This is a genomic window from Faecalibacterium sp. (genome assembly GCF_052358865.1).
Lineage (GTDB): Bacteria > Bacillota > Clostridia > Oscillospirales > Ruminococcaceae > Faecalibacterium > Faecalibacterium butyricigenerans.
On record NZ_DAWCVJ010000050.1, the window covers coordinates 1 to 18721 of the forward strand.

The window sequence follows — 18721 nt, forward strand, 5'->3', positions numbered from 1 at the left end:
TTTTCTGGTTCTCTTTTGGCACGCAAAAGAGAACATTAGCCTTAATGAAAAAGCGATTTGCCCCGCGCACAGGCGCGAAATCCCACTTAAAGAGAACCAAGCACTACTGCAACATCGCTCTAATCCCGCGCACAGGCGCGAATACCTGCTTCCCCAAAAAAATAAAACCAACAAACGAGGCGTTTTTTCATGAATTACGAATCCGCTTTGGAATACATCCACGCAGTCCAGTGGGCCGGCCACAAGCCGGGCCTGAGCCGCACCCGCACGCTGCTGGCGGCGCTGGGCGACCCGCACAAAAAGCTCCGCTTCGTCCATGTGGCGGGCACCAATGGCAAGGGCAGCACCGCCGCCATGCTGGCGTCCTGCCTTCATGCGGCGGGATACCGGGTCGGGCTTTACACCTCCCCCTTCATCAATCGCTTCAACGAGCGCATTCAGGTGGACGGCGAGCAGATCCCGGATGACGCTCTGGTGCGTCTGGTGGAGCGCGTCCGCCCGGCGGCGGAAGCCATGAGCGATGTGCCCACCGAGTTTGAGATCATCACTGCGCTGGGGATGCTCTGGTTCGCCGAGGAAAAATGCGACATCGTGGTGCTGGAAGTGGGCCTCGGCGGTACGCTGGACTCCACCAACGTCATCGACCCGCCCGAGTGTGCGGTCATCACGGCGCTGGGTATGGACCATGTGAAGGAGCTTGGCCCCACCCTTGCAGACATCGCGGCCGCCAAGGCCGGCATCATCAAGCCGGGCAGTCCGGTGGTGAGCTACGGCGGTGTGCCGGAGGCGGACGCCGTCATCGCCCGGACGGCGGAAGAAAAGCACGCCCCCCTCACGGTGGTGGACTTCTCCCGCCTGAACGTGGAGGGCGGGAGCCTCGACGCCGTTGCCTTCGACTTCGACGGACTGGACGGCATCCGGCTGCCGCTCATTGGCAGCTATCAGCCAAAGAATGCCGCCCTCGCCATCACGGCCCTCCGGGTGCTGCGGGGCAGGGGCTGGGACATCCCCGACAGCGCCATCCGCACCGGCCTCGAGCAGGTGAGCTGGCCGGGCCGCTTCGAGCTGCTGCGGCACGCGCCCGCCTTCCTGCTGGACGGCAGCCACAACGCCCACGGGATGCGGGCTACCGTCCAGAGCCTCCGGGACCGCTTCCCGGGGCAGAAGTTCGTCTTCCTGCTCAGCATCATGGCCGACAAGGATGTGGACGAGATGCTGGCGCTGCTGCTGCCGCTGGCAGAGCAGTTCGTCACCGTCGCGGCCCACACCCCCCGGGCCATGCCTGCCGAGACATTGGCTGAGCACATCCGTGCCCGGGGCGGCAGGGCGGAAGCGGCTGCGGACATCCCCGCCGGGGTCGCCCGCGCCGTAGAGCTGGGCGGGAACGGCCCGGTCTGTGCCCTCGGCACCCTCTACTTTTCCGGCGACGTCCGGCAGGCGTTCGCCCGGCTGACGGCAGAATAAATAAAAGAAAAGCGATGACCCAGTGCAGATGGGCCATCGCTTTTTTGCCCTTTCGGGCAAGCAGGGTAAATGATAAGAAGGTAAATGAAGAAAATAGCAAAAATAAGAAGGTAAAAACAGAAAGAAAAACAAGGGCAGCGGGAGGTATGTATCCAACATCCTGCCTTTGTTGGATACAACAATAACACGATTGCAGAGAAATTGCAAGGCTTTTTCCGAAAAAAATCCACAAAATGGGCTGGATGTTGTACTTTTGGCACAACGCACAAATCCTGATGGCACTTCACCGGCAATTTGACGAAGCGGGATGTTCCAAAGCGGAACACCATAAATTCTCATAAGCTGCCCTTCGGCTCTTGCACGGCTGGACGGGCTGTGCTAAGATGATAACGTAAAATGAGAGGTCTGCGCCAAGAAGCGCATTGGATGTGATATTGCAGATGACCAAAGGAGAATATAGATGGTAAAAGACGTATCGAACGGCGGCCCAAAGCCCCTTTTTGGCGGGCGGGAACCGCTGTTTTCCCAGAAAGACCTGCTGCGGCTGGCGGGGCCGCTGCTCATCGAGCAGTTCCTTGCCGTGACCGTCGGCATGGCCGACACCATGATGGTCTCCCGCTGCGGCGAGGCGGCCATCTCGGGCGTCAGCCTTGTGGATATGATAAACAACCTCATCATCGTGCTGTTCGCGGCACTGGCCACCGGCGGCGCGGTGGTGGTGAGCCAGTATCTGGGCGCAAGGGAGCAGAAAAAGGCCGACGCCAGCGCAGGCCAGCTCATCCTGCTGAGCGCCATTCTGGGCACGGCGGTGGCGGTGCTCTGCATCCTCTTTGCCCGGCCCATGATCAGCGCCTGCTACGGCTCCATCGACGCGGACGTGCTGGACGCTGGTGTCCTGTACCTTAAAATAACGGCCCTGAGCTACCCCTTCCTCGCACTGTACAACGCGGGCGCGGCCCTTTTTCGCAGCATGGGCAACTCCAAGATCTCGATGCAGATCAGCATCCTGATGAACATCATCAACATCGTGGGTAATGCGGTCTGCATCTTCGGCTTCAAGATGGGCGTCGATGGCGTGGCATGGCCCAGCGTCGTTTCCCGTGTCATTGCGGCGGCGCTCATTCTGGGTCGCTGCTACCAGAAGGGCCACGCCCTCACGGTGCCCAAGACCGTCCGCCTCGACACCGGCATGGCAAAACGCATCCTCGGCATCGGCGTGCCCTCGGCGTTTGAGAACAGCCTGTTTGAGGCGGGCCGCATCGTCGTGGTCAGCATGATCTCCACCTTCGGCACCGTCCAGATCGCCGCCAACGCCGTCGCCAACAACCTCGACGGTGTGGGCTGCATCCCGGGCAAGGCCATCAGCCTTGCGATGATAACGGTCGTAGGCCGGTGCGTCGGCGCAGGCGACAACGAGCAGGCAGTCTACTACACAAAAAAGCTGCTGGGCTGGGCCTACCTCGTCATGGGCATCCTGAACGGACTCATCCTGCTCTTTGTCCGGCCTCTGGTGGGCATCTATGAGCTGTCCGGTGAGACGATGGAGCTTTCCATCATTCTGGCCTGCATCCACGCGGGCTTTGCGATGCTGCTCTGGCCGCTCTCCTTCGTGCTGCCCAACGCTCTGCGCGCCGCCAACGACGTGAAGTTCACGATGGTCGTCTCCATCGCCAGCATGGCCTGCTGGCGGATCGGCTTCAGCTACATCATCGGCGTGCGGATGGGCATGGGAGCCATCGGCGTCTGGATCGCCATGGTGGTGGACTGGGTCTGCCGCGTGACCTGCTTCGTGACCCGCTTCCGCAGCGGTGTCTGGAAAGAAAAATACAAGGCCTGACAACAGAAAGGAACATCAGATGAAACTCATCAGCTGGAACGTGAACGGGCTGCGCGCCTGTCTGACCCACGATTTTGCCGCGAGCTTCGCCGCGTTGGACGCGGACGTGTTCTCGGTGCAGGAAACGAAGATGCAGCCCGGGCAAGCTGATTTTGCCCCGGAAGGCTACACAGAATATACCTACTCGGCGGAGAAAAAGGGCTACTCCGGCACGGCCTGCTGGTGCAAGACCCCGCCCCTGCGCGTCACCACCGGCATCGGCAGGGAGGAGCACGACCACGAGGGCCGCGTGCTGACGCTGGAATACCCCGGCTTCTACCTCGTCAACTGCTATACTCCCAACAGTCAGGACGGCCTCAAGCGGCTGGATTACCGGATGACGTGGGAGGATGACTTCCGGGCCTACCTGTTGGGTCTGGACGCCAAAAAGCCGGTCATCCTCTGCGGCGACCTGAATGTGGCCCATCAGGAGATCGACATCAAGAACGCCAAGACCAACCGCATGAGCGCAGGCTTCACCGATCAGGAGCGGGCCAAGATGACCGAGCTGCTGGCGGCGGGCTTCACCGACAGTTTCCGTGCGGTCCACCCGGATGAGGTGAAATACAGCTGGTGGAGCTACCGCTTCCACGCCCGGGAGAAGAATGCAGGCTGGCGCATCGACTATTTTCTCGTCTCGGACCGCATCGCGGACAAAATAAAAGCCGCCGAGATCCACAACGAAGTGTTTGGCTCTGACCACTGCCCGGTGGAGCTGGACATCGACCTGTAAGGAGGGCTGTATGCTCAAAAGCTATCTTATCGTTTTCTTCATCTCGATGCTGCCCCTCGTGGAGCTGCGCGGCGCCATCCCGGTGGGCATCGGGATGGGCCTGCCCATCCTGCCTACCTATCTGGTCTGCGTGGTGGGCAATATGCTGCCGGTGCCGTTCATTTATCTGTTCGCCCGGAAGATCCTTATCTGGGGCTATCACAAGCCCCTCATCGGCCCCTTCTGCCACTTCTGCATCGTCAAGGGCGAAAAGGGAGGCCGCGCGCTGGAGGCCAAGACTGGTCGGGGCCTTGTGGCCGCGCTGCTGCTCTTTGTGGGCATCCCGCTGCCGGGCACCGGCGCATGGACGGGAACGCTGGCCGCCTCCATCCTCGATATGAAATTCAAGGACGTGCTCGTCGCCTGCATGGGCGGCGTGCTGCTGGCCGGCATCATCATGGGTCTGGCCAGCGCGGGCCTTCTGGGTGCGCTGAGCGGGCTGTTTGCGGTGTGAATCGGAAGCTCTTTCGCGCTGCATGGGCCGGAGAGGGCTGGTTTTCCGCTGCAAAGTGTGCTAGAATAACAGCAGTGTGTCTTGAACAAAGGCAAAGAAAGGACGAATCAAAGATGCAAGAGGCCTTGAATCAGAAGATTGACGCGTTCATCGCGGCGAACAAAGAGCAGCTCCTGAAGGATATTGCTGCACTGGTGTCCATCAACAGCGTGGAGGGCACCCCGGAAGAGGGTGCACCCTACGGCGCAGGCCCCCGGGCCGCTCTGGACAAGACGCTGGAGCTGGCTGCAGGGATGGGCCTTGCCACCCGCAACTGCGAGGGTCACATCGGCTACGCCGAGCTGGCCGGTGCGGACGCCGAGAAGTATCTGGCGACCATCTGCCATGTGGACGTGGTGCCCGAGGGCAACGGCTGGACGCAGGATCCCTTCCAGATGGAGATCCGCGACGGCTGGATGATCGGCCGCGGCGTGGCGGACGACAAAGGCCCGATGGTGGCTACCCTGTATGCCCTGAAGTTCCTCAAGGAGGAGGGCGTCTCCCTGCGCTACCCCATCCGTGCCCTCGTGGGCGACAACGAGGAGACCCATATGCACGATGTGGACTACTACCTCGCCAACTACCCGGCCCCGGTGTTCTGCTTTACCCCGGACGCCGAGTTCCCGGTCTGCAACGGCGAGAAGGGCCACTTCGACGGCAAGCTGGTCAGCCCGGTCTGCAACGGCGTCATCAAGGACTTTGAGGGCGGCGTCGCCACCAACGCTGTGCCGGACCGCGCCAGCGCCCTCGTGACCACCGACATCACCAAGCTGCGCAATGCCCCCAACATCACCCTCGAGCCGGAAGGCGAGGGCGTCCGCATCCGCGGCTGGGGCAAGTCCGGCCATGCTGCCATGCCGGAGGGCACCGTCAACGCCATCGGTCTGGTGGTGAACTACCTGCTGGACAACGGCCTGTGCAACGACGCCGAGCGCGCCTATCTGGAAGCCGTCAAGAAGCTGCACGACTCCACCGCCGGTGCGGGTCTGGGCATCGACTGTGCCGACGGCCCCTTCGGCCCGCTGACCATCATCGGCGGCAAGATGTCGATGGTGGATGGCCGGATGGTCCAGACCATGGACAGCCGCTATCCCACCTGCACCGACGGCGACGCCATCGCCGCAAAGATCCGTGCCGCCATCGGCACCGGCGCAGAGCTGACCGATGTGGGCAGCGCAAAGCCTTTCTACATCGAGGCGGACACCCCCGCCATCAAGGCCTGCATCGACACCTACAACGAAGTCACCGGCGAGAACGCCACCCCCTTCACCATGGGCGGCGGCACCTATGCCCGCCACTTCCCCTATGCCGTCAGCTTCGGCCCGGAGCACAGCGACATGGTGCTGCCCGAGTTCGGCGGCCCGATGCACGGTGCGAACGAGGCCGCTCCCATCGACAAGCTGCTGGAGGCCCTCAAGATCTACATCATCGCGCTGCTGCGTCTGGAGGAGATCGACTTTTGAGCCGGGTGCTGGTCATTGACGGGCAGGGCGGCGGACTGGGCCGTCAGCTGGTCGCAGCTCTCGCAGCCGGATGCCCGGACGCGGAGCTGACCGCTGTGGGCACCAACAGTCTTGCGGCCTCGGCCATGCTCCGGGCGGGCGCACCGCGCGCCGCCACCGGCGAGAACGCCGTGGTGGTCAACTGCCGCCGGGCGGACGTCATCGTAGGCCCCATCGGCATCGTCATCGCGGATTCGCTGCTGGGCGAGATCACCCCGGCGATGGCGGCGGCAGTCTGTCAGAGCGACGCGACCCGGGTGCTCATCCCCATCAACCACTGCGACAACATCGTGGTGGGGGTGCCCGACCAGCCCATCGGCCAGCTGGTGACAGCGGCGGTGGAAAAGGTCAAAGAGCTGATCCGATAAAGCAAAAAGCGGAAGCTTTCCCGAGGGAGAGCTTCCGCTTTCGTTATGTCCGGAGTGATGTCCGCTGGCGTGCGGCCACCTGCTGGGCCGTGGGAGGGATGTCGCCCTGCGCGGCTTTTTCCAGCTGGCCGATGCGGCGGTCGAGGTCCAGAAGGCGCTGGGCCATGACGTCCGGCAGGTCCTGCTGGTCGAGGTCGTCGGCCGGGTTGACGGCTTTGTTGTTGATGCGCACCACCTCGGCAGGCACGCCCACGGCGGTGCAGTTGGCGGGCAGGTTCTTGAGCACCACGCTGCCCGCGCCGATGCGGGCGTTGTCGCCGATATACACCGGGCCGAGGACCTTGGTGCCCGCGCCGATGAGGACATTGTTGCCCAAGGTGGGATGGCGCTTGCCGGTGTCCTTGCCGGTGCCGCCGAGGGTCACGCCGTGGTAGATGGTGCAGTTGTCGCCGATCTCCGCCGTCTCGCCAAAGACGATGCCCATGCCGTGGTCGATGAACAGGCACTTGCCGATCTTTGCGCCGGGGTGGATCTCGATGCCGGTCTTATGCCGGCCCCGCTGGCTGACCCAGCGGGCGAGGAAGAAGTGCTTGTGCTCGAACAGCCAGTGCGCGACGCGGTGGTAGACCAGAATGTGAAAGCCTGGGTAAAGCAGTATGACCTCCAGCACGGTGCGTGCTGCGGGGTCCTTGCGCTGGATGTTCCGCGCGTCCTCTAAAAGCCCCATAACAGAAAACCTCCATTTTTGCCGCCCGCAATGGCGGCCCCTCTCTGATAGACACTATAATAGCACAACGAAACTTTAATGTACAGTAAAATGGTAGGATATGAGAGCGAAAATGAGGATTTTTTTTGCACAGGACCTTTGGCGGCGGGGGAGAGGCGGGATTTTTCGGTAGAGTAGCTAAAAATCGCCGCTTGCAGCGTTAAACCTTTTCACACAGAAAAGAGGCCGAAGGCATTGACACATTTCGCGTTTCTATGCTAAAATATATCGAAAAGAACGGAACAGAAAAGGAGACGGGAGCATGAAGGCTAAGATGATGCGTGCAAAGCGGAAGAATCAGTTTGCAGCCGTTTTTGCTGTGGCTCCGGTGTTTCCTTTTCTAGCGTGTTGACTTTTCCCTTTGCGGGGAAAAGTTTTTTTTTGCCCTTCTGAGGGCCGACACACCCGGACGATGAAACCAGACAAACACAGACAGGGAGGTAATCTTATGCTGCTCATCAACGCTGTCAACGCCGAGGGCCGGCCGGTGGAGCTGTATGCAAAGGACGGAAAGATCGCCGCCGTCGGTCAGGGACTGGCCGCGCTGGCCGGAGAGGACGAGACGGTGCTGGACGCCGGGGGGCTGACCGTGCTGCCCGCCTTTGTGGATCTGCACTGCCACTGGCGTACCCCGGGCTTTGAATATAAAGAAGACATCGAGACGGGCAGCCGGGCCGCAGCCGCAGGCGGCTACACCTTCGTGAACCTGATGCCCAACACCAAGCCCGTCTGCTCTTCCGCTGCACAGGCTGCGATGGTGGAGCAGAAGGCCGCAGAGGTGGGCCTGTGCGATGTGAACCAGACCGTCTCCATCACCGAGAACTTCGACGGCAAGACCATCGACCACCTCAAGACCCTGCCCGCCTCGGTCCGCTTCATCACCGAGGACGGCCACGGCGTGCAGGACAACGCCACCATGGCCCGGGCTTTCGCCATCTGCACCCAGCGCGACATCACCGTGATGAGCCACGCCGAGGATATGGAGATCAGCCCGTGGGATTATCGTCTGGCCGAGGACATCGAGACGGTGCGCAACTGCTGGCTGAGCGAATACTATCAGACCCGGCTGCATATGTGCCACGTCTCCACCCGGGGAGCCATCGAGGCCATCCAGATGGCAAAGCTGCGGGGCGCGCCTGTCACCTGCGAGGTGACGCCTCACCATCTCTGGTTCACCAACGACACCTGCGACTACCGCGTCAACCCGCCCATCCGCACGGCGGACGATGTGCAGGCTCTTATCGACGGCATCCGCAGCGGCGTGGTGGACGCCATCGCCACCGACCACGCCCCCCACTCCGAGGAAGATAAGCTCAAGGGAATGGCCGGCATGGTGGGCAGCGAGACGGCCTTCGGCGTCTGCTACACCAAGCTCTGCAAAGAGGAGGGGCTGCCCCTTGAGCTGCTGAGCCACCTGATGAGCACCCGCCCGGCGGAGATCCTGGGCCTTGCCAAGGGACAGCTGGAGCCGGGCTATGACGCCGACTTCGTGTTGGTGGATCTTGACACCCCCTATACGGTGGACAAGGATAAGCTCCACTCCAAGTCCCACAACTGCCCCTTCGACGGGGCACAGCTCTACGGCAGGGTCTGCGCCACCGTCAAGGGCGGCCAGCTGACCTATCAGGCGGAAGAATAAAAAACCTTTCACGGCCTAGCCCTCTCAGGCGCTGCGCGCCAGCTCTCCCAAGGGGAGAGCCAAAAGCGTGGCGGTCAAGCGAAAGCCTCTCCCTTTGGGAGAGGTGGCACGGTGTCAGCCGTGACGGAGAGGGCAAGGATGCTGACAATAGAAGAGATACCTATAAAAAGAGAGACAACAGGAGGAACCCCAAAATGACGAACATGGATAAGCTCTACGAAGCAGTCGAAGCACGCGGCCCGGTCTGCGTGGGTCTGGACACCGATTTCAGCTACCTGCCCGCAGATTTTGTGGACAGCACCCTTTCCAAGGGTGAGAACATCGTCCGCTTCAACAAGAAGCTCATCGACGCTACCAAGGCGGTGGCCGGCTGCTACAAGGTGCAGATCGCTTACTATGAGGCTCTGGGCCTCGAGGGCCTGAAGGCATATGCCGACACCCTGAAGGCCGTCCGCGAGGCCGGTGTGCCGGTCATCGCCGACATCAAGCGCGGCGACATCGCCAAGACCGCCGAAATGTACGCCATGGGCCACTTTACCGGCGATTTCGAGGCCGACTTCGTCACGCTGGCTCCCTACATGGGTCTGGACTCCATCAGCCCCTATCTGCCCTACGCCGAGAAGCAGGGCAAGGGTATGTTCGTCCTCTGCCGCACCTCCAACGGCGGCGCAAAGGACTTCGAGTACGAGAAGCTGGCCGACGGCCGCCACGTCTACGACCTCGTGGGCGACAAGCTGAATGCTCTCGGCAAGGACTACATGGGCGAGCACGGCTACTCCTCCATTGGTCTGGTCATCGGCGGCACCCACATCGAGGAGGCCACCGAGATCCGCGCCAAGTACAAGGACAGCTTCTTCCTCATCCCCGGCTACGGCGCACAGGGCGGCAAGGCCGAGGATATCGCCCAGTATCTGAGCAAGAGCAACGGCGGCGTGGTCAACTCCAGCCGCGGCATCCTGCTGGCCTACAAGAAGCAGCCGGGCGTGGCCTTCGACGAGGCCGCTTACAACGAGTGTGTGAACATGAAGGAGGCCATTGCCCATGCGTGCAGCCTGCTGTGAGGCCACTGTCCTGCGCCATGAGGTCATCGCGGAGGACATCCGCCTGCTGACCGTCCTCTGGCCGGACCGTGAGCACATCCCCCACGCCGGGCAGTTCTTCACCCTGCGTGCATGGGGCGCGGACGAAGCGCCCTTCCTTTCCCGGCCCATCAGCGTCCACAAGTGGGACGCCGAGACCCAGACCGTCGAGTTTCTGTACGCCGTCGTGGGCGAGGGCACCCGGAAGCTGACGGCCCTGATGCCGGGCGACAGCTTCCAGCTCACCGGTCCCATGGGCAACGGCTTCGATACGGCCGACCTGCTGAGCCGGTACAAGAAGATCGCCGTCGTGGGCGGCGGCATCGGCACCGCCCCCATGTATCAGCTCACCCGTGAGCTGGCGGCGGGCGGGGTCAAGCCCGACGTCTTCTTCGGCTTCCGGGATAAGCCCTACTGCATGGAGGAATACCGCTCCATTGCAAACAGCGTCAAGGTGTCTACGGATACCGGCGCGGTGGGCTTCCACGGCTTTGTCACCCAGCTGTACGACCCGGCAGATTATGACGTGGTGCTGGTCTGCGGCCCCACGGTCATGATGCGGAACGCCGCCCGCCTCTGCGCGGAGAAGGGCACCCCCTGCTTCGTCAGTCTGGAAAAGAAGATGGCCTGCGGCATCGGTGCCTGCCTCGGCTGCACCTGCGAGACCAGAAGCGGCGAGGGCAAGAGCGTATGCAAGAATGGCCCTGTGTTTGATGCAGCGGAGGTGTTCTGATGGCAGATCTGAAAACGAACCTGCTGGGCTTCACCATGAACAGCCCCATCATCGGGGCCTCGGGCACGGTGGGCTACGGCGTGGAATACGAAGAGCTGGCCGATTTCTCGAAGATCGGCGGCATCTCGGGCAAGGGCCTGACTCTCTACGGTCAGTACGGCAACAAGGGCGAGCGGCTCTGGGAGACCCCCTCGGGCCTCATCAACAGCATCGGCCTGCAGAACCCCGGCGTCCAGCACTTCATTGATGTGGAGCTGGGCGAGATGCTGGAGCTGAAGCAGAAGTATGGCACGGTGGCCATTGCCAACCTCGGCGGCCACAGCGAGGAAGAGTACGTCGAGGGTGCGGCCATGCTCAGCGAGAGCGGCGTGGACATCGTGGAGTTGAACATCTCCTGCCCCAACGTCAAGGTGGGCGGCATGGCCTACGGCGTCAAGGCTGAGGCCGCCGGCGAGGTGGTGCGGATGGTCCGCGACGCCTGCAAGAAACCCCTGATGGTCAAGCTCAGCCCGCAGGCCGAGAACATCCCCGCGATGTGCAAGGCGGTGGAAGCCGCCGGTGCAGACGCCATCAGCCTGACCAACACCTTTCAGGCCTGCGCCATCGACCTCGAGAAGCGCCGCCCGGTGTTCGACAACATCTTTGCCGGTCTGTCCGGCCCGGCGGTGCGCCCCATCGCCCTGCGGATGGTCTGGCAGGCCGTCGGCGCAGTGAACATCCCGGTGGTGGGCCTCGGCGGCATCGCCACCGGCCGCGACGCACTGGAGTTCATCATGGCCGGTGCGGCGGCGGTGCAGGTGGGCGCAGCGAACTTTGCCAACCCCCGGGCGATGGAGACCATCGCCGAGGAGATGGCTGCATGGATGGATGCCCACGGCGTCCGGACGCTGGACGAGATCCGCGGCTGCGCACGCTGAGTGTATAAAATAAAGTTTAAGCGCATAACATCTGCAAATATTCATCAAATCTTAAAATTTGTGAATAAATTTGCGTTTTGACAAAATGCGTGGTACAATACCGCATGAACGAAAACAACGGAACATAGAGAGGGAGAAATACCATGAGTGAAGCACTTGAGATTCTGAAGAGCTGTGACGCATTTCTGGAGGGCCATTTCCTGCTTTCCTCCGGCCGCCATTCCAGCGCATACTGCCAGATGGCTTATCTGCAGCAGTACCCCGACCGCTGCGCCGAGGTCATGAAGGCCGTGGCCGATAAGATCAAGGAGATGGATGTGGACGTCATCGTCGGCCCGGCCATGGGCGGCATCGTCTACGCCTACGAGCTGGCCCGCCAGACCGGCAAGCGCGCCATCTTTACCGAGCGCGTGGACAACGTGATGACCCTGAAGCGCTTTGCCATCCATCCGGGTGAGAAGTGCCTCATCGCGGAGGACGTCGTGACCACCGGCATCTCCTCTCTGGAGACCAAGCGCGTCATCGAAGAGGCCGGCGGCGTCTGCCTCGGCATCACCTGCGTGGTGGACCGCACCAAGCCCGAGGCTCCGTCCCCCATCCCCATCGTGGCAAGCGCCCTCAAGCTGGACCTGCCCAACTACGCCCCCGAGGAGTGCCCCATCTGCAAGGAGGGCAAGCTGCCTCTGGTGCATCTGGGCAGCCGCAAGATGAAGCAGGAAGCCAAGCAGACCCTGTAAACGCGCAGGCGTGTTGAAGCGAGGAGTATCTATGAACGCATATCTTCTTTTGGCGAACGGTATGGTCTTTGCCGGCCAGTCGGTGGGCGCAGAGGGCGTCACCGTGGGCGAGGTCGTCTTTGCCACCGGCATGGTGGGCTTTCAGGAGACCCTGACCGACCCCAGCTACTACGGCCAGATCATCACCCAGACCTACCCCCTCATCGGCAACTACGGCATGAATAAGGACGATATGGAGTCGGACCGGATCTGGGCCAAGGGCTACATCGTCCGCGAGGCCTGCAAGACCCCGTCCAACTGGCGCTGTGAGGAGACGCTGGACAGCTTTCTGAAGAAAAACAATACCATCGGCATCGAGGGCATCGACACCCGCCACCTCACCCGCATCATCCGGGAGAGCGGCGTTATGAACGGCGCCATCCTGACCACCTTCGACCCCGCCGACCCGGCCAACGCGGAGAAGACCGAGGCCCTGCTGGCAGACATCCGGGCCTACGCCGTTACCGACGCCGTCAAGAGCGTCACCTGCGCAAAGCCTGAGGTCTACAACGAGAAGGGCGAGACCCACATCGTGCTGATGCACTACGGCTGCAAGCGGAACATCGTCCGCTGCCTCGTCAAGCGGGGCTGCAAGGTGACGGTCATGCCTGCCTTTGCCACCGCCGAGGAGGTCGCAGCTCTGGCCCCGGACGGCATCATGCTCTCCAACGGCCCCGGCGACCCCGCCGAGCCGGTGGAGGTCATCGAGAACCTCAAGCAGATCTTTGAGCTGAACATCCCCACCTTCGGCATCTGCCTCGGCCATCAGCTCTCTGCACTGGCCGCCGGTGCCAAGACCATGAAGCTCAAGTACGGCCACCGCGGTGCCAACCAGCCCGTCACCGATTTTGAGTCGGGCCGCACCTTCATCACCAGCCAGAACCACGGCTATGCAGTCGTGGGCGACGAGCTGCCCGCCGAGATGGGCGAGGTGGCACAGGTGAACGCCAACGACGGCACCTGCGAGGGCATCAAGTACAAGAAGTGGAACTGCTTCACCGTCCAGTTCCACCCCGAAGCCAACGGCGGCCCCAAGGACACCGAGTTCCTGTTCGACCGCTTCCTGAACAACGTCAAAGCAGCAAAGAAGGAGGCACGCTGAAATGCCTAAGGACCCCAGAATCAAAAAAGTGCTGGTCATCGGCTCCGGCCCCATCATCATCGGTCAGGCTGCTGAGTTCGACTACTCCGGCACGCAGGCGTGCCGCGCCCTGAAAGCAGAGGGCATCGAGACCGTTCTGCTCAACTCCAACCCCGCTACCATCATGACCGACCCCGACGTGGCCGACCATGTTTACATCGAGCCGATGACCCTCGAGGTCGTGGAGCGCATCCTCGACATCGAGAAGCCCGACTCCGTGCTGCCCAACCTCGGCGGCCAGATGGGCCTGAACCTCTCCATGGAGCTGGCTCGCTCCGGCTACCTTGACCGCAGCGGCATCCGTCTGCTGGCCTGCAAGCCGGAGACCATCGACCGCGCCGAGGACCGTGAGCTGTTCAAGGAGACGATGGAGAAGCTGCATCAGCCCATCATCCCCTCTGAGGTCGTGGAGACGCTGGAGGACGCACTGGCCTGCGCCGACCGCATCGGCTACCCCGTCATCGTCCGCCCGGCCTTCACCATGGGCGGCACCGGCGGCGGCATCTGCGCGAACAAGGCAAAGCTCATTGAGATCGGCACCAACGGCCTCCGTCTTTCCCCCATCCACCAGATCCTTGTGGAAAAGTGCATCGCGGGCTGGAAAGAGATCGAGTATGAGGTCATGCGTGACCACAAGGGCAACGTCATCACCGTCTGTAACATGGAGAACCTCGACCCCGTCGGCATCCACACCGGCGACTCTGTGGTCGTGGCACCCTCCCAGACTCTGACCGACCACGAGTACCAGATGCTGCGCACCGCTGCGCTGGACATCATCACCGAGCTGGGCATCGAGGGCGGCTGCAACTGCCAGTTCGCGCTCAAGCCCGACAGCTTCGACTACGCGGTCATCGAGGTCAACCCCCGTGTGTCCCGCTCCTCCGCGCTGGCCTCCAAGGCCACCGGTTACCCCATCGCCAAGGTGGCGACGAAGATCGCCATCGGCTACACGCTGGACGAGATCACCAACGATGTCACCGGCAAGACCTGCGCCTGCTTCGAGCCTGCGCTGGACTACATCGTGGTCAAGTACCCGAAGTGGCCCTTCGATAAATTCGTCTACGCCGACAAGTCTCTGGGCACCCAGATGATGGCCACCGGCGAGGTCATGAGCATCGGCAACAGCTTCGAGGCTGCCATGATGAAGGCCGTCTCCTCCATCGAGCTGGGAATGGATACCCTGACCCACAAGCCCTTCGAGGAGCTGAGCGATGAGGAGATCGTGGAGCATATGTATGTGCAGGACGCAGAGCGCGTCTTCTGCGTCTACGAGGCCCTCAAGCGCGGCATCGACCACCAGACCATCTACCGCATCACCAAGATCGACTGGTGGTTCCTCGACAAGATGCAGCATCTGGCAGACCTCGAAAAGGGTCTGGCCAAGTGCGAGGGCGTCCTGACCGAGGCCCAGTACAGGGAAGCCAAGAAGTACGGCTTTCAGGATAAGACCATCAAGCGTCTGGCCAAGGTGGACAAGCTCCCCGTGGAGAACTACCGCGCCGGCTTCAAGATGGTCGATACCTGTGCCGCCGAGTTCTCGGCCAACACCCCTTACTTCTACTCCACCTACGACGGCGACAACGAGGCCGCTGCATTCATCGCCGAGAAAGAAGCCAAGGCTGCCGCGCAGGGTGAGCCGAAAAAGAAGAAGGTCCTCGTCTTCGGCTCCGGCCCCATCCGCATCGGTCAGGGCATCGAATTCGACTACTGCTCGGTCCATTGCGTCTGGACGCTGAAGAAGCACGACTGTGAGGCCATTCTGGTCAACAACAACCCTGAGACCGTCTCCACCGACTTTGACACCGGCGACCGCCTCTACTTCGACCCCCTGAACCCGGAGAGCGTGGACAACATCATCGCCACCGAGAAGCCCGACGCCTGCGTCGTCCAGTTCGGCGGTCAGACCGCCATCAAGCTGGCAAAGCATATGGACGAGATCGGTCTGCCCATCCTCGGCACCCCGGCGGATGCCATCGATGAGGCAGAGGACCGCGAGCGCTTCGACGAGCTGCTGGAGCGCTGCAACATCCCCCGCGCCCCCGGCCGCACCGTTTTTAATCTGGAGGAGGCACTGGCCGCAGCCGACGAGATCGGTCTGCCCGTCCTGATGCGCCCCTCCTACGTCCTCGGCGGTCAGAACATGATCGTGGCCTACACCAAGGCGGACGTCATCGAATATATGGGCGTCATCACCGAGCACGTCGATATGGACCACCCTGTCCTGCTGGATAAGTACATCATGGGCACCGAGTGCGAGGTGGACGCCATCTGCGACGGCGAAAACTACCTCATCCCCGGCATCATGGAGCAGGTGGAGCGCACCGGCGTCCACTCCGGCGACTCCATCTGTGTCTACCCGGCCCAGCATCTGACGCAGGCCGAGATCGACACGATGGTGGACTACACCGGCCGCTTTGCCCGGGAGCTGCACGTCACCGGTCTGGTCAACGTCCAGTATGCGGTCTCCAACGGCAAGGTCTACGTCATCGAGGTCAACCCCCGCTCCTCCCGTACGGTGCCCTATATCTCCAAGGTCACGGGCGTCCCGATGGTCGATCTGGCCGTCCGCTGCTGCCTCGGCGAGAAGCTGACCGATATGGGCTACGGCACCGGCCTGCACCCCAATGCCCCCTATGTGGCTGTTAAGGTGCCTGTCTTCAGTTTCGAGAAGCTGCATGGCGTCGATACCCAGTTCGGCCCTGAGATGAAGTCCACCGGCGAGGTGCTGGGCATTGCGCCCAACTACCACGATGCCCTGCTCAAGGGCCTCATCGGCGCGGGCTACACCTTCAAGACCCCCGGCCCGGCTTCCTGCTGCATCTTCACCGTGAAGGACAGCGACAAGCCCGAGTTCGTGGACATCGCGTGGAAACTCAAGAGCATGGGCTATAAGCTCTACGGCACCTCCGGCACCTGCGCATGGCTCAACAAGCACATGGTGCCCTGCAATGAGGTGCGGAATATGTCCGGTGAAGCGCCGAATATCGTGGACCTTCTGCAGAGCGGTCTGGTGGACTATGTCTTCTCCACCAGCGCCAAGGGCCGCGACCCCAAGCGCGATTCCGTCCGCCTGCGCCGCAAGGCTGTGGAGCTGAGCATCCCCTGTATCACGGCTGTGGATACGGCCAATGCTCTGGTCAACTGCCTGCGCAGCGAGCACAGCATGAAGGACATCCCGCTGGTGGATATTGCAACGCTGTATCATAAAAAATAAACACGCTCCACTACTTCGTGCGCAAAAATATACCGTTTGTGCGCAGCCCCTCGTAATGAGGGGCTGCATTTGTTATACTCAACAACGCAAAATTTGCCAAAAGACGTTACTTTTGGACGTTCCAGGAGGATATAGATACATGACTCGTTCCCAGATGATCGAAACTGTGGCACGCAAGACCGGCTTCACCGAAGCGCAGGTCGAGACCACGATGGACGCACTGTTTGACCAGATCGCCGATTGCCTGCGTGCCGACGAAAAGGTCACTATCGCTGGCTTTGGCCGCTTCGAGATGCGTCCCCGCAAGCCGAAGGCTTATACCAACCCCAAGACCAAGGTCTCCAGCCGTCTGGAGTCTACCTCTATCCCCGGCTTCAAGGCCAGCGGCCGTTTCAAGCAGAAGCTTGAGGCAGGCCGTGCCGCAAAGAGCGTCGAAGAGACCGCCTGATAGAACATAACGCGCAAGCGCTGCATCCTTGACCCGGGATGCGGCGCTTTTTTGCTGACAGAATGCGATTTTCATGGTATACTGGGCATATCATCACGAAAAGCGGCCCCCAGAGGGCATTGCGCAGAAGAAAAACGAAAAAGGAACGGAGTAGAAGGATCCATGCTTTACAGCGAGTTACAGTGCAGCGAGGCCATCCATAAGGCCGTAGAGCGGATGGGCTTTGCGGAAATGACCGAGGTGCAGGAAAAGACCATCCCCGTCATGCTGGCCGGGCGCGACGTCATCGCCAAAGCCCCCACCGGCACCGGCAAGACCTGCGCCTTCGGCATCCCGGTGGCGGAGCACATCGACCCCGCCCTCAAGGCCCCGCAGGCCGTCATTCTGGCCCCGACCCGCGAGCTGGCGCAGCAGATCGCCGAGGAGCTGGCCGGGCTGACCTATTTCATGCCGGAAGTGCAGGTGGTCTGCGTCTACGGCGGCGCAAATATGGAAAAGCAGGCCAAGCGCCTCGCCGAGGGCTGTCAGATCGTCGTGGCGACTCCGGGCCGCCTTATGGATCACTACAAGCACCACAGCATCGACCTCGACCATGTGACGCAGGTGGTGCTGGATGAGGCCGATGAGATGCTGAATATGGGCTTTTATAAGGACGTGCGGCACATCATCGGCCTGATGAAGGCCCGCAAGTCCCTCTCCATGTTCTCGGCCACCATCAGCCGGGAGGTGATGGACATCGGCTGGATGTATCAGAAGGACGCCGAAGAGATCACCGTCCAGCCCAAGGAAGAGAGCCAGCCGAAGATCACTCAGTATATGCTGGAGACCTCCGGCCGCAATAAGCTGTCGGACTTGGCGCAGATCATCATTGGGGAGGGCTATAAGCGGGTCATGGTGTTCTGCGACACCAAATTCAATACGGCGGCGCTGGCGAACCAGCTGGCCCGGCTGAACTTCTCAGTGGACTGCCTTCACGGCGACCTCTCCCAGAGTGAGCGCAACCGCATCATGCAGAATTTCCGGGATGGAAAACTGAACGTGCTGGTGGCCACCGATGTGGCGGCCCGTGGCATCGACGTCTCGGATGTGGATGCGGTCATCAACTACGATGTCCCCGGCGACAACGAGCACTATACCCACCGCATCGGCCGCACCGGCCGCGCAAAGAAGGAGGGCGTGAGCTATCTGTTCTATGTGCCGGAGGAGAAGAAGCGGGTGCAGGAGCTGCTGCGTCTGACCCGCAATACGGATCTGTGCACGCCGGTGCATTTCGATTTCAATCATGAGCATATCGTGGTGGAAAAGAAGCAGGACAGCGCCGACCGGTTCCAGATCAAGTGCTATTTCTGATGAGAGAATAAGACAGGAAACAGAGCGGGTGTTTTTGGGGGCAGAAAGCCCTGAAAGTGCCCGCTCTGCTTTTATATTATAATAAGGAAGAACGAAAGCAAAAAACAGGTCAAAACGCTGCGAAAAACTGGTAAAAAAGTGCAAAGGCGAAAAAAGAGCAAAAAACTTGTAAAAAAGGCTTGC

Annotated in this window: 17 protein-coding genes; 16 read left to right on the top strand and 1 reads right to left on the bottom strand. The window is 61.4% G+C overall.

The window, feature by feature from the left end; genetic code table 11:
• The 7 genes from ACT8X9_RS08905 to ACT8X9_RS08935 form a co-directional block, all read left to right on the top strand.
• A partial coding sequence (locus ACT8X9_RS08905) for a hypothetical protein (RefSeq protein ID WP_444268754.1) occupies positions 1-193 on the top strand: 193 nt, incomplete at its 5' end.
• Positions 190-1464 carry a bifunctional folylpolyglutamate synthase/dihydrofolate synthase gene (locus ACT8X9_RS08910; RefSeq protein ID WP_444268755.1) on the top strand — a complete coding sequence of 425 codons (1275 nt, stop codon included), beginning with the start codon at positions 190-192 and terminating at the stop codon, positions 1462-1464. The genes ACT8X9_RS08905 and ACT8X9_RS08910, both read left to right, overlap by 4 nt.
• A 460-nt stretch (positions 1465-1924) precedes the next feature.
• Positions 1925-3301, top strand: coding sequence for an MATE family efflux transporter (locus tag ACT8X9_RS08915; RefSeq protein ID WP_444268756.1), 1377 nt, complete (start codon positions 1925-1927; stop codon positions 3299-3301).
• A gap of 19 nt (positions 3302-3320) precedes the next feature.
• Positions 3321-4073, top strand: coding sequence for an exodeoxyribonuclease III (locus ACT8X9_RS08920; protein WP_227621788.1), 753 nt, complete (start codon positions 3321-3323; stop codon positions 4071-4073).
• A 10-nt stretch (positions 4074-4083) separates the two neighbouring features.
• Entirely contained in the window at positions 4084-4566 is a 483-nt protein-coding gene (locus ACT8X9_RS08925) for a COG2426 family protein (RefSeq protein ID WP_444268757.1), read from the top strand.
• A gap of 125 nt (positions 4567-4691) precedes the next feature.
• Entirely contained in the window at positions 4692-6068 is a 1377-nt protein-coding gene (locus tag ACT8X9_RS08930) for a Sapep family Mn(2+)-dependent dipeptidase (protein ID WP_227621786.1), read from the top strand.
• Positions 6065-6475, top strand: a complete 411-nt coding sequence (locus tag ACT8X9_RS08935) for a DUF3842 family protein (RefSeq protein WP_444268758.1) — start codon at positions 6065-6067, stop codon at positions 6473-6475. The genes ACT8X9_RS08930 and ACT8X9_RS08935 overlap by 4 nt, the downstream gene beginning before the upstream one ends.
• Before the next feature lie 43 nt (positions 6476-6518).
• Here the strand turns inward: ACT8X9_RS08935 and epsC are convergent, their stop codons facing one another.
• Complete coding sequence (epsC, locus tag ACT8X9_RS08940) at positions 6519-7202, bottom strand: serine O-acetyltransferase EpsC (protein ID WP_412589002.1); 684 nt, start codon at positions 7200-7202, stop codon at positions 6519-6521.
• A 487-nt stretch (positions 7203-7689) separates the two neighbouring features.
• Between epsC and ACT8X9_RS08945 the strand changes: the two genes are divergently transcribed.
• The 9 genes from ACT8X9_RS08945 (at position 7690) to ACT8X9_RS08985 (ending at position 18538) form a co-directional block, all read left to right on the top strand.
• Complete coding sequence (locus tag ACT8X9_RS08945; protein ID WP_227621783.1) at positions 7690-8880, top strand: dihydroorotase; 1191 nt, start codon at positions 7690-7692, stop codon at positions 8878-8880.
• Between the two features lie 194 nt (positions 8881-9074).
• The gene (gene pyrF / locus ACT8X9_RS08950; RefSeq protein ID WP_444268759.1) at positions 9075-9941 is read left to right on the top strand and encodes an orotidine-5'-phosphate decarboxylase; all 867 of its coding nucleotides are present in this window, start codon (positions 9075-9077) and stop codon (positions 9939-9941) included.
• Positions 9922-10692 (top strand): dihydroorotate dehydrogenase electron transfer subunit, encoded by a 771-nt coding sequence (locus tag ACT8X9_RS08955; protein ID WP_227621781.1) that lies wholly within the window; start codon positions 9922-9924, stop codon positions 10690-10692. Before pyrF ends, ACT8X9_RS08955 begins: the two co-directional genes overlap by 20 nt.
• On the top strand, positions 10692-11609 hold the full coding sequence (locus ACT8X9_RS08960) for a dihydroorotate dehydrogenase (protein WP_227621780.1): 918 nt from the start codon (positions 10692-10694) through the stop codon (positions 11607-11609). The genes ACT8X9_RS08955 and ACT8X9_RS08960 overlap by 1 nt, the downstream gene beginning before the upstream one ends.
• Before the next feature lie 143 nt (positions 11610-11752).
• The gene (gene pyrE / locus ACT8X9_RS08965) at positions 11753-12346 is read left to right on the top strand and encodes an orotate phosphoribosyltransferase (RefSeq protein ID WP_149795203.1); all 594 of its coding nucleotides are present in this window, start codon (positions 11753-11755) and stop codon (positions 12344-12346) included.
• A gap of 31 nt (positions 12347-12377) precedes the next feature.
• Positions 12378-13487, top strand: coding sequence for a carbamoyl phosphate synthase small subunit (locus tag ACT8X9_RS08970; protein ID WP_227621779.1), 1110 nt, complete (start codon positions 12378-12380; stop codon positions 13485-13487).
• A gap of 1 nt (position 13488) precedes the next feature.
• Positions 13489-16740 (top strand): carbamoyl-phosphate synthase large subunit, encoded by a 3252-nt coding sequence (gene carB / locus ACT8X9_RS08975; protein WP_444268760.1) that lies wholly within the window; start codon positions 13489-13491, stop codon positions 16738-16740.
• A gap of 139 nt (positions 16741-16879) precedes the next feature.
• Complete coding sequence (locus ACT8X9_RS08980) at positions 16880-17188, top strand: HU family DNA-binding protein (RefSeq protein WP_227621777.1); 309 nt, start codon at positions 16880-16882, stop codon at positions 17186-17188.
• Between the two features lie 162 nt (positions 17189-17350).
• Positions 17351-18538: a DEAD/DEAH box helicase gene (locus ACT8X9_RS08985; RefSeq protein WP_227621776.1), complete on the top strand. Its 1188-nt coding sequence runs from the start codon at positions 17351-17353 to the stop codon at positions 18536-18538.
• Positions 18539-18721: the final 183 nt, after the last annotated feature.

What these genes read in the sequence shown, in the direction of transcription:
- ACT8X9_RS08910 (WP_444268755.1), top strand. Translation starts at nt 190, where the DNA reads ATGAATTACGAATCCGCTTTGGAATACATCCACGCAGTCCAGTGGGCC.
- ACT8X9_RS08915 (WP_444268756.1), top strand. Translation starts at nt 1,925, where the DNA reads ATGGTAAAAGACGTATCGAACGGCGGCCCAAAGCCCCTTTTTGGCGGG.
- ACT8X9_RS08920 (WP_227621788.1), top strand. Translation starts at nt 3,321, where the DNA reads ATGAAACTCATCAGCTGGAACGTGAACGGGCTGCGCGCCTGTCTGACC.
- ACT8X9_RS08925 (WP_444268757.1), top strand. Translation starts at nt 4,084, where the DNA reads ATGCTCAAAAGCTATCTTATCGTTTTCTTCATCTCGATGCTGCCCCTC.
- epsC (WP_412589002.1), bottom strand. Translation starts at nt 7,202, where the DNA reads ATGGGGCTTTTAGAGGACGCGCGGAACATCCAGCGCAAGGACCCCGCA.
- ACT8X9_RS08945 (WP_227621783.1), top strand. Translation starts at nt 7,690, where the DNA reads ATGCTGCTCATCAACGCTGTCAACGCCGAGGGCCGGCCGGTGGAGCTG.
- pyrF (WP_444268759.1), top strand. Translation starts at nt 9,075, where the DNA reads ATGACGAACATGGATAAGCTCTACGAAGCAGTCGAAGCACGCGGCCCG.
- ACT8X9_RS08955 (WP_227621781.1), top strand. Translation starts at nt 9,922, where the DNA reads ATGCGTGCAGCCTGCTGTGAGGCCACTGTCCTGCGCCATGAGGTCATC.
- ACT8X9_RS08960 (WP_227621780.1), top strand. Translation starts at nt 10,692, where the DNA reads ATGGCAGATCTGAAAACGAACCTGCTGGGCTTCACCATGAACAGCCCC.
- pyrE (WP_149795203.1), top strand. Translation starts at nt 11,753, where the DNA reads ATGAGTGAAGCACTTGAGATTCTGAAGAGCTGTGACGCATTTCTGGAG.
- ACT8X9_RS08970 (WP_227621779.1), top strand. Translation starts at nt 12,378, where the DNA reads ATGAACGCATATCTTCTTTTGGCGAACGGTATGGTCTTTGCCGGCCAG.
- carB (WP_444268760.1), top strand. Translation starts at nt 13,489, where the DNA reads ATGCCTAAGGACCCCAGAATCAAAAAAGTGCTGGTCATCGGCTCCGGC.
- ACT8X9_RS08980 (WP_227621777.1), top strand. Translation starts at nt 16,880, where the DNA reads ATGACTCGTTCCCAGATGATCGAAACTGTGGCACGCAAGACCGGCTTC.
- ACT8X9_RS08985 (WP_227621776.1), top strand. Translation starts at nt 17,351, where the DNA reads ATGCTTTACAGCGAGTTACAGTGCAGCGAGGCCATCCATAAGGCCGTA.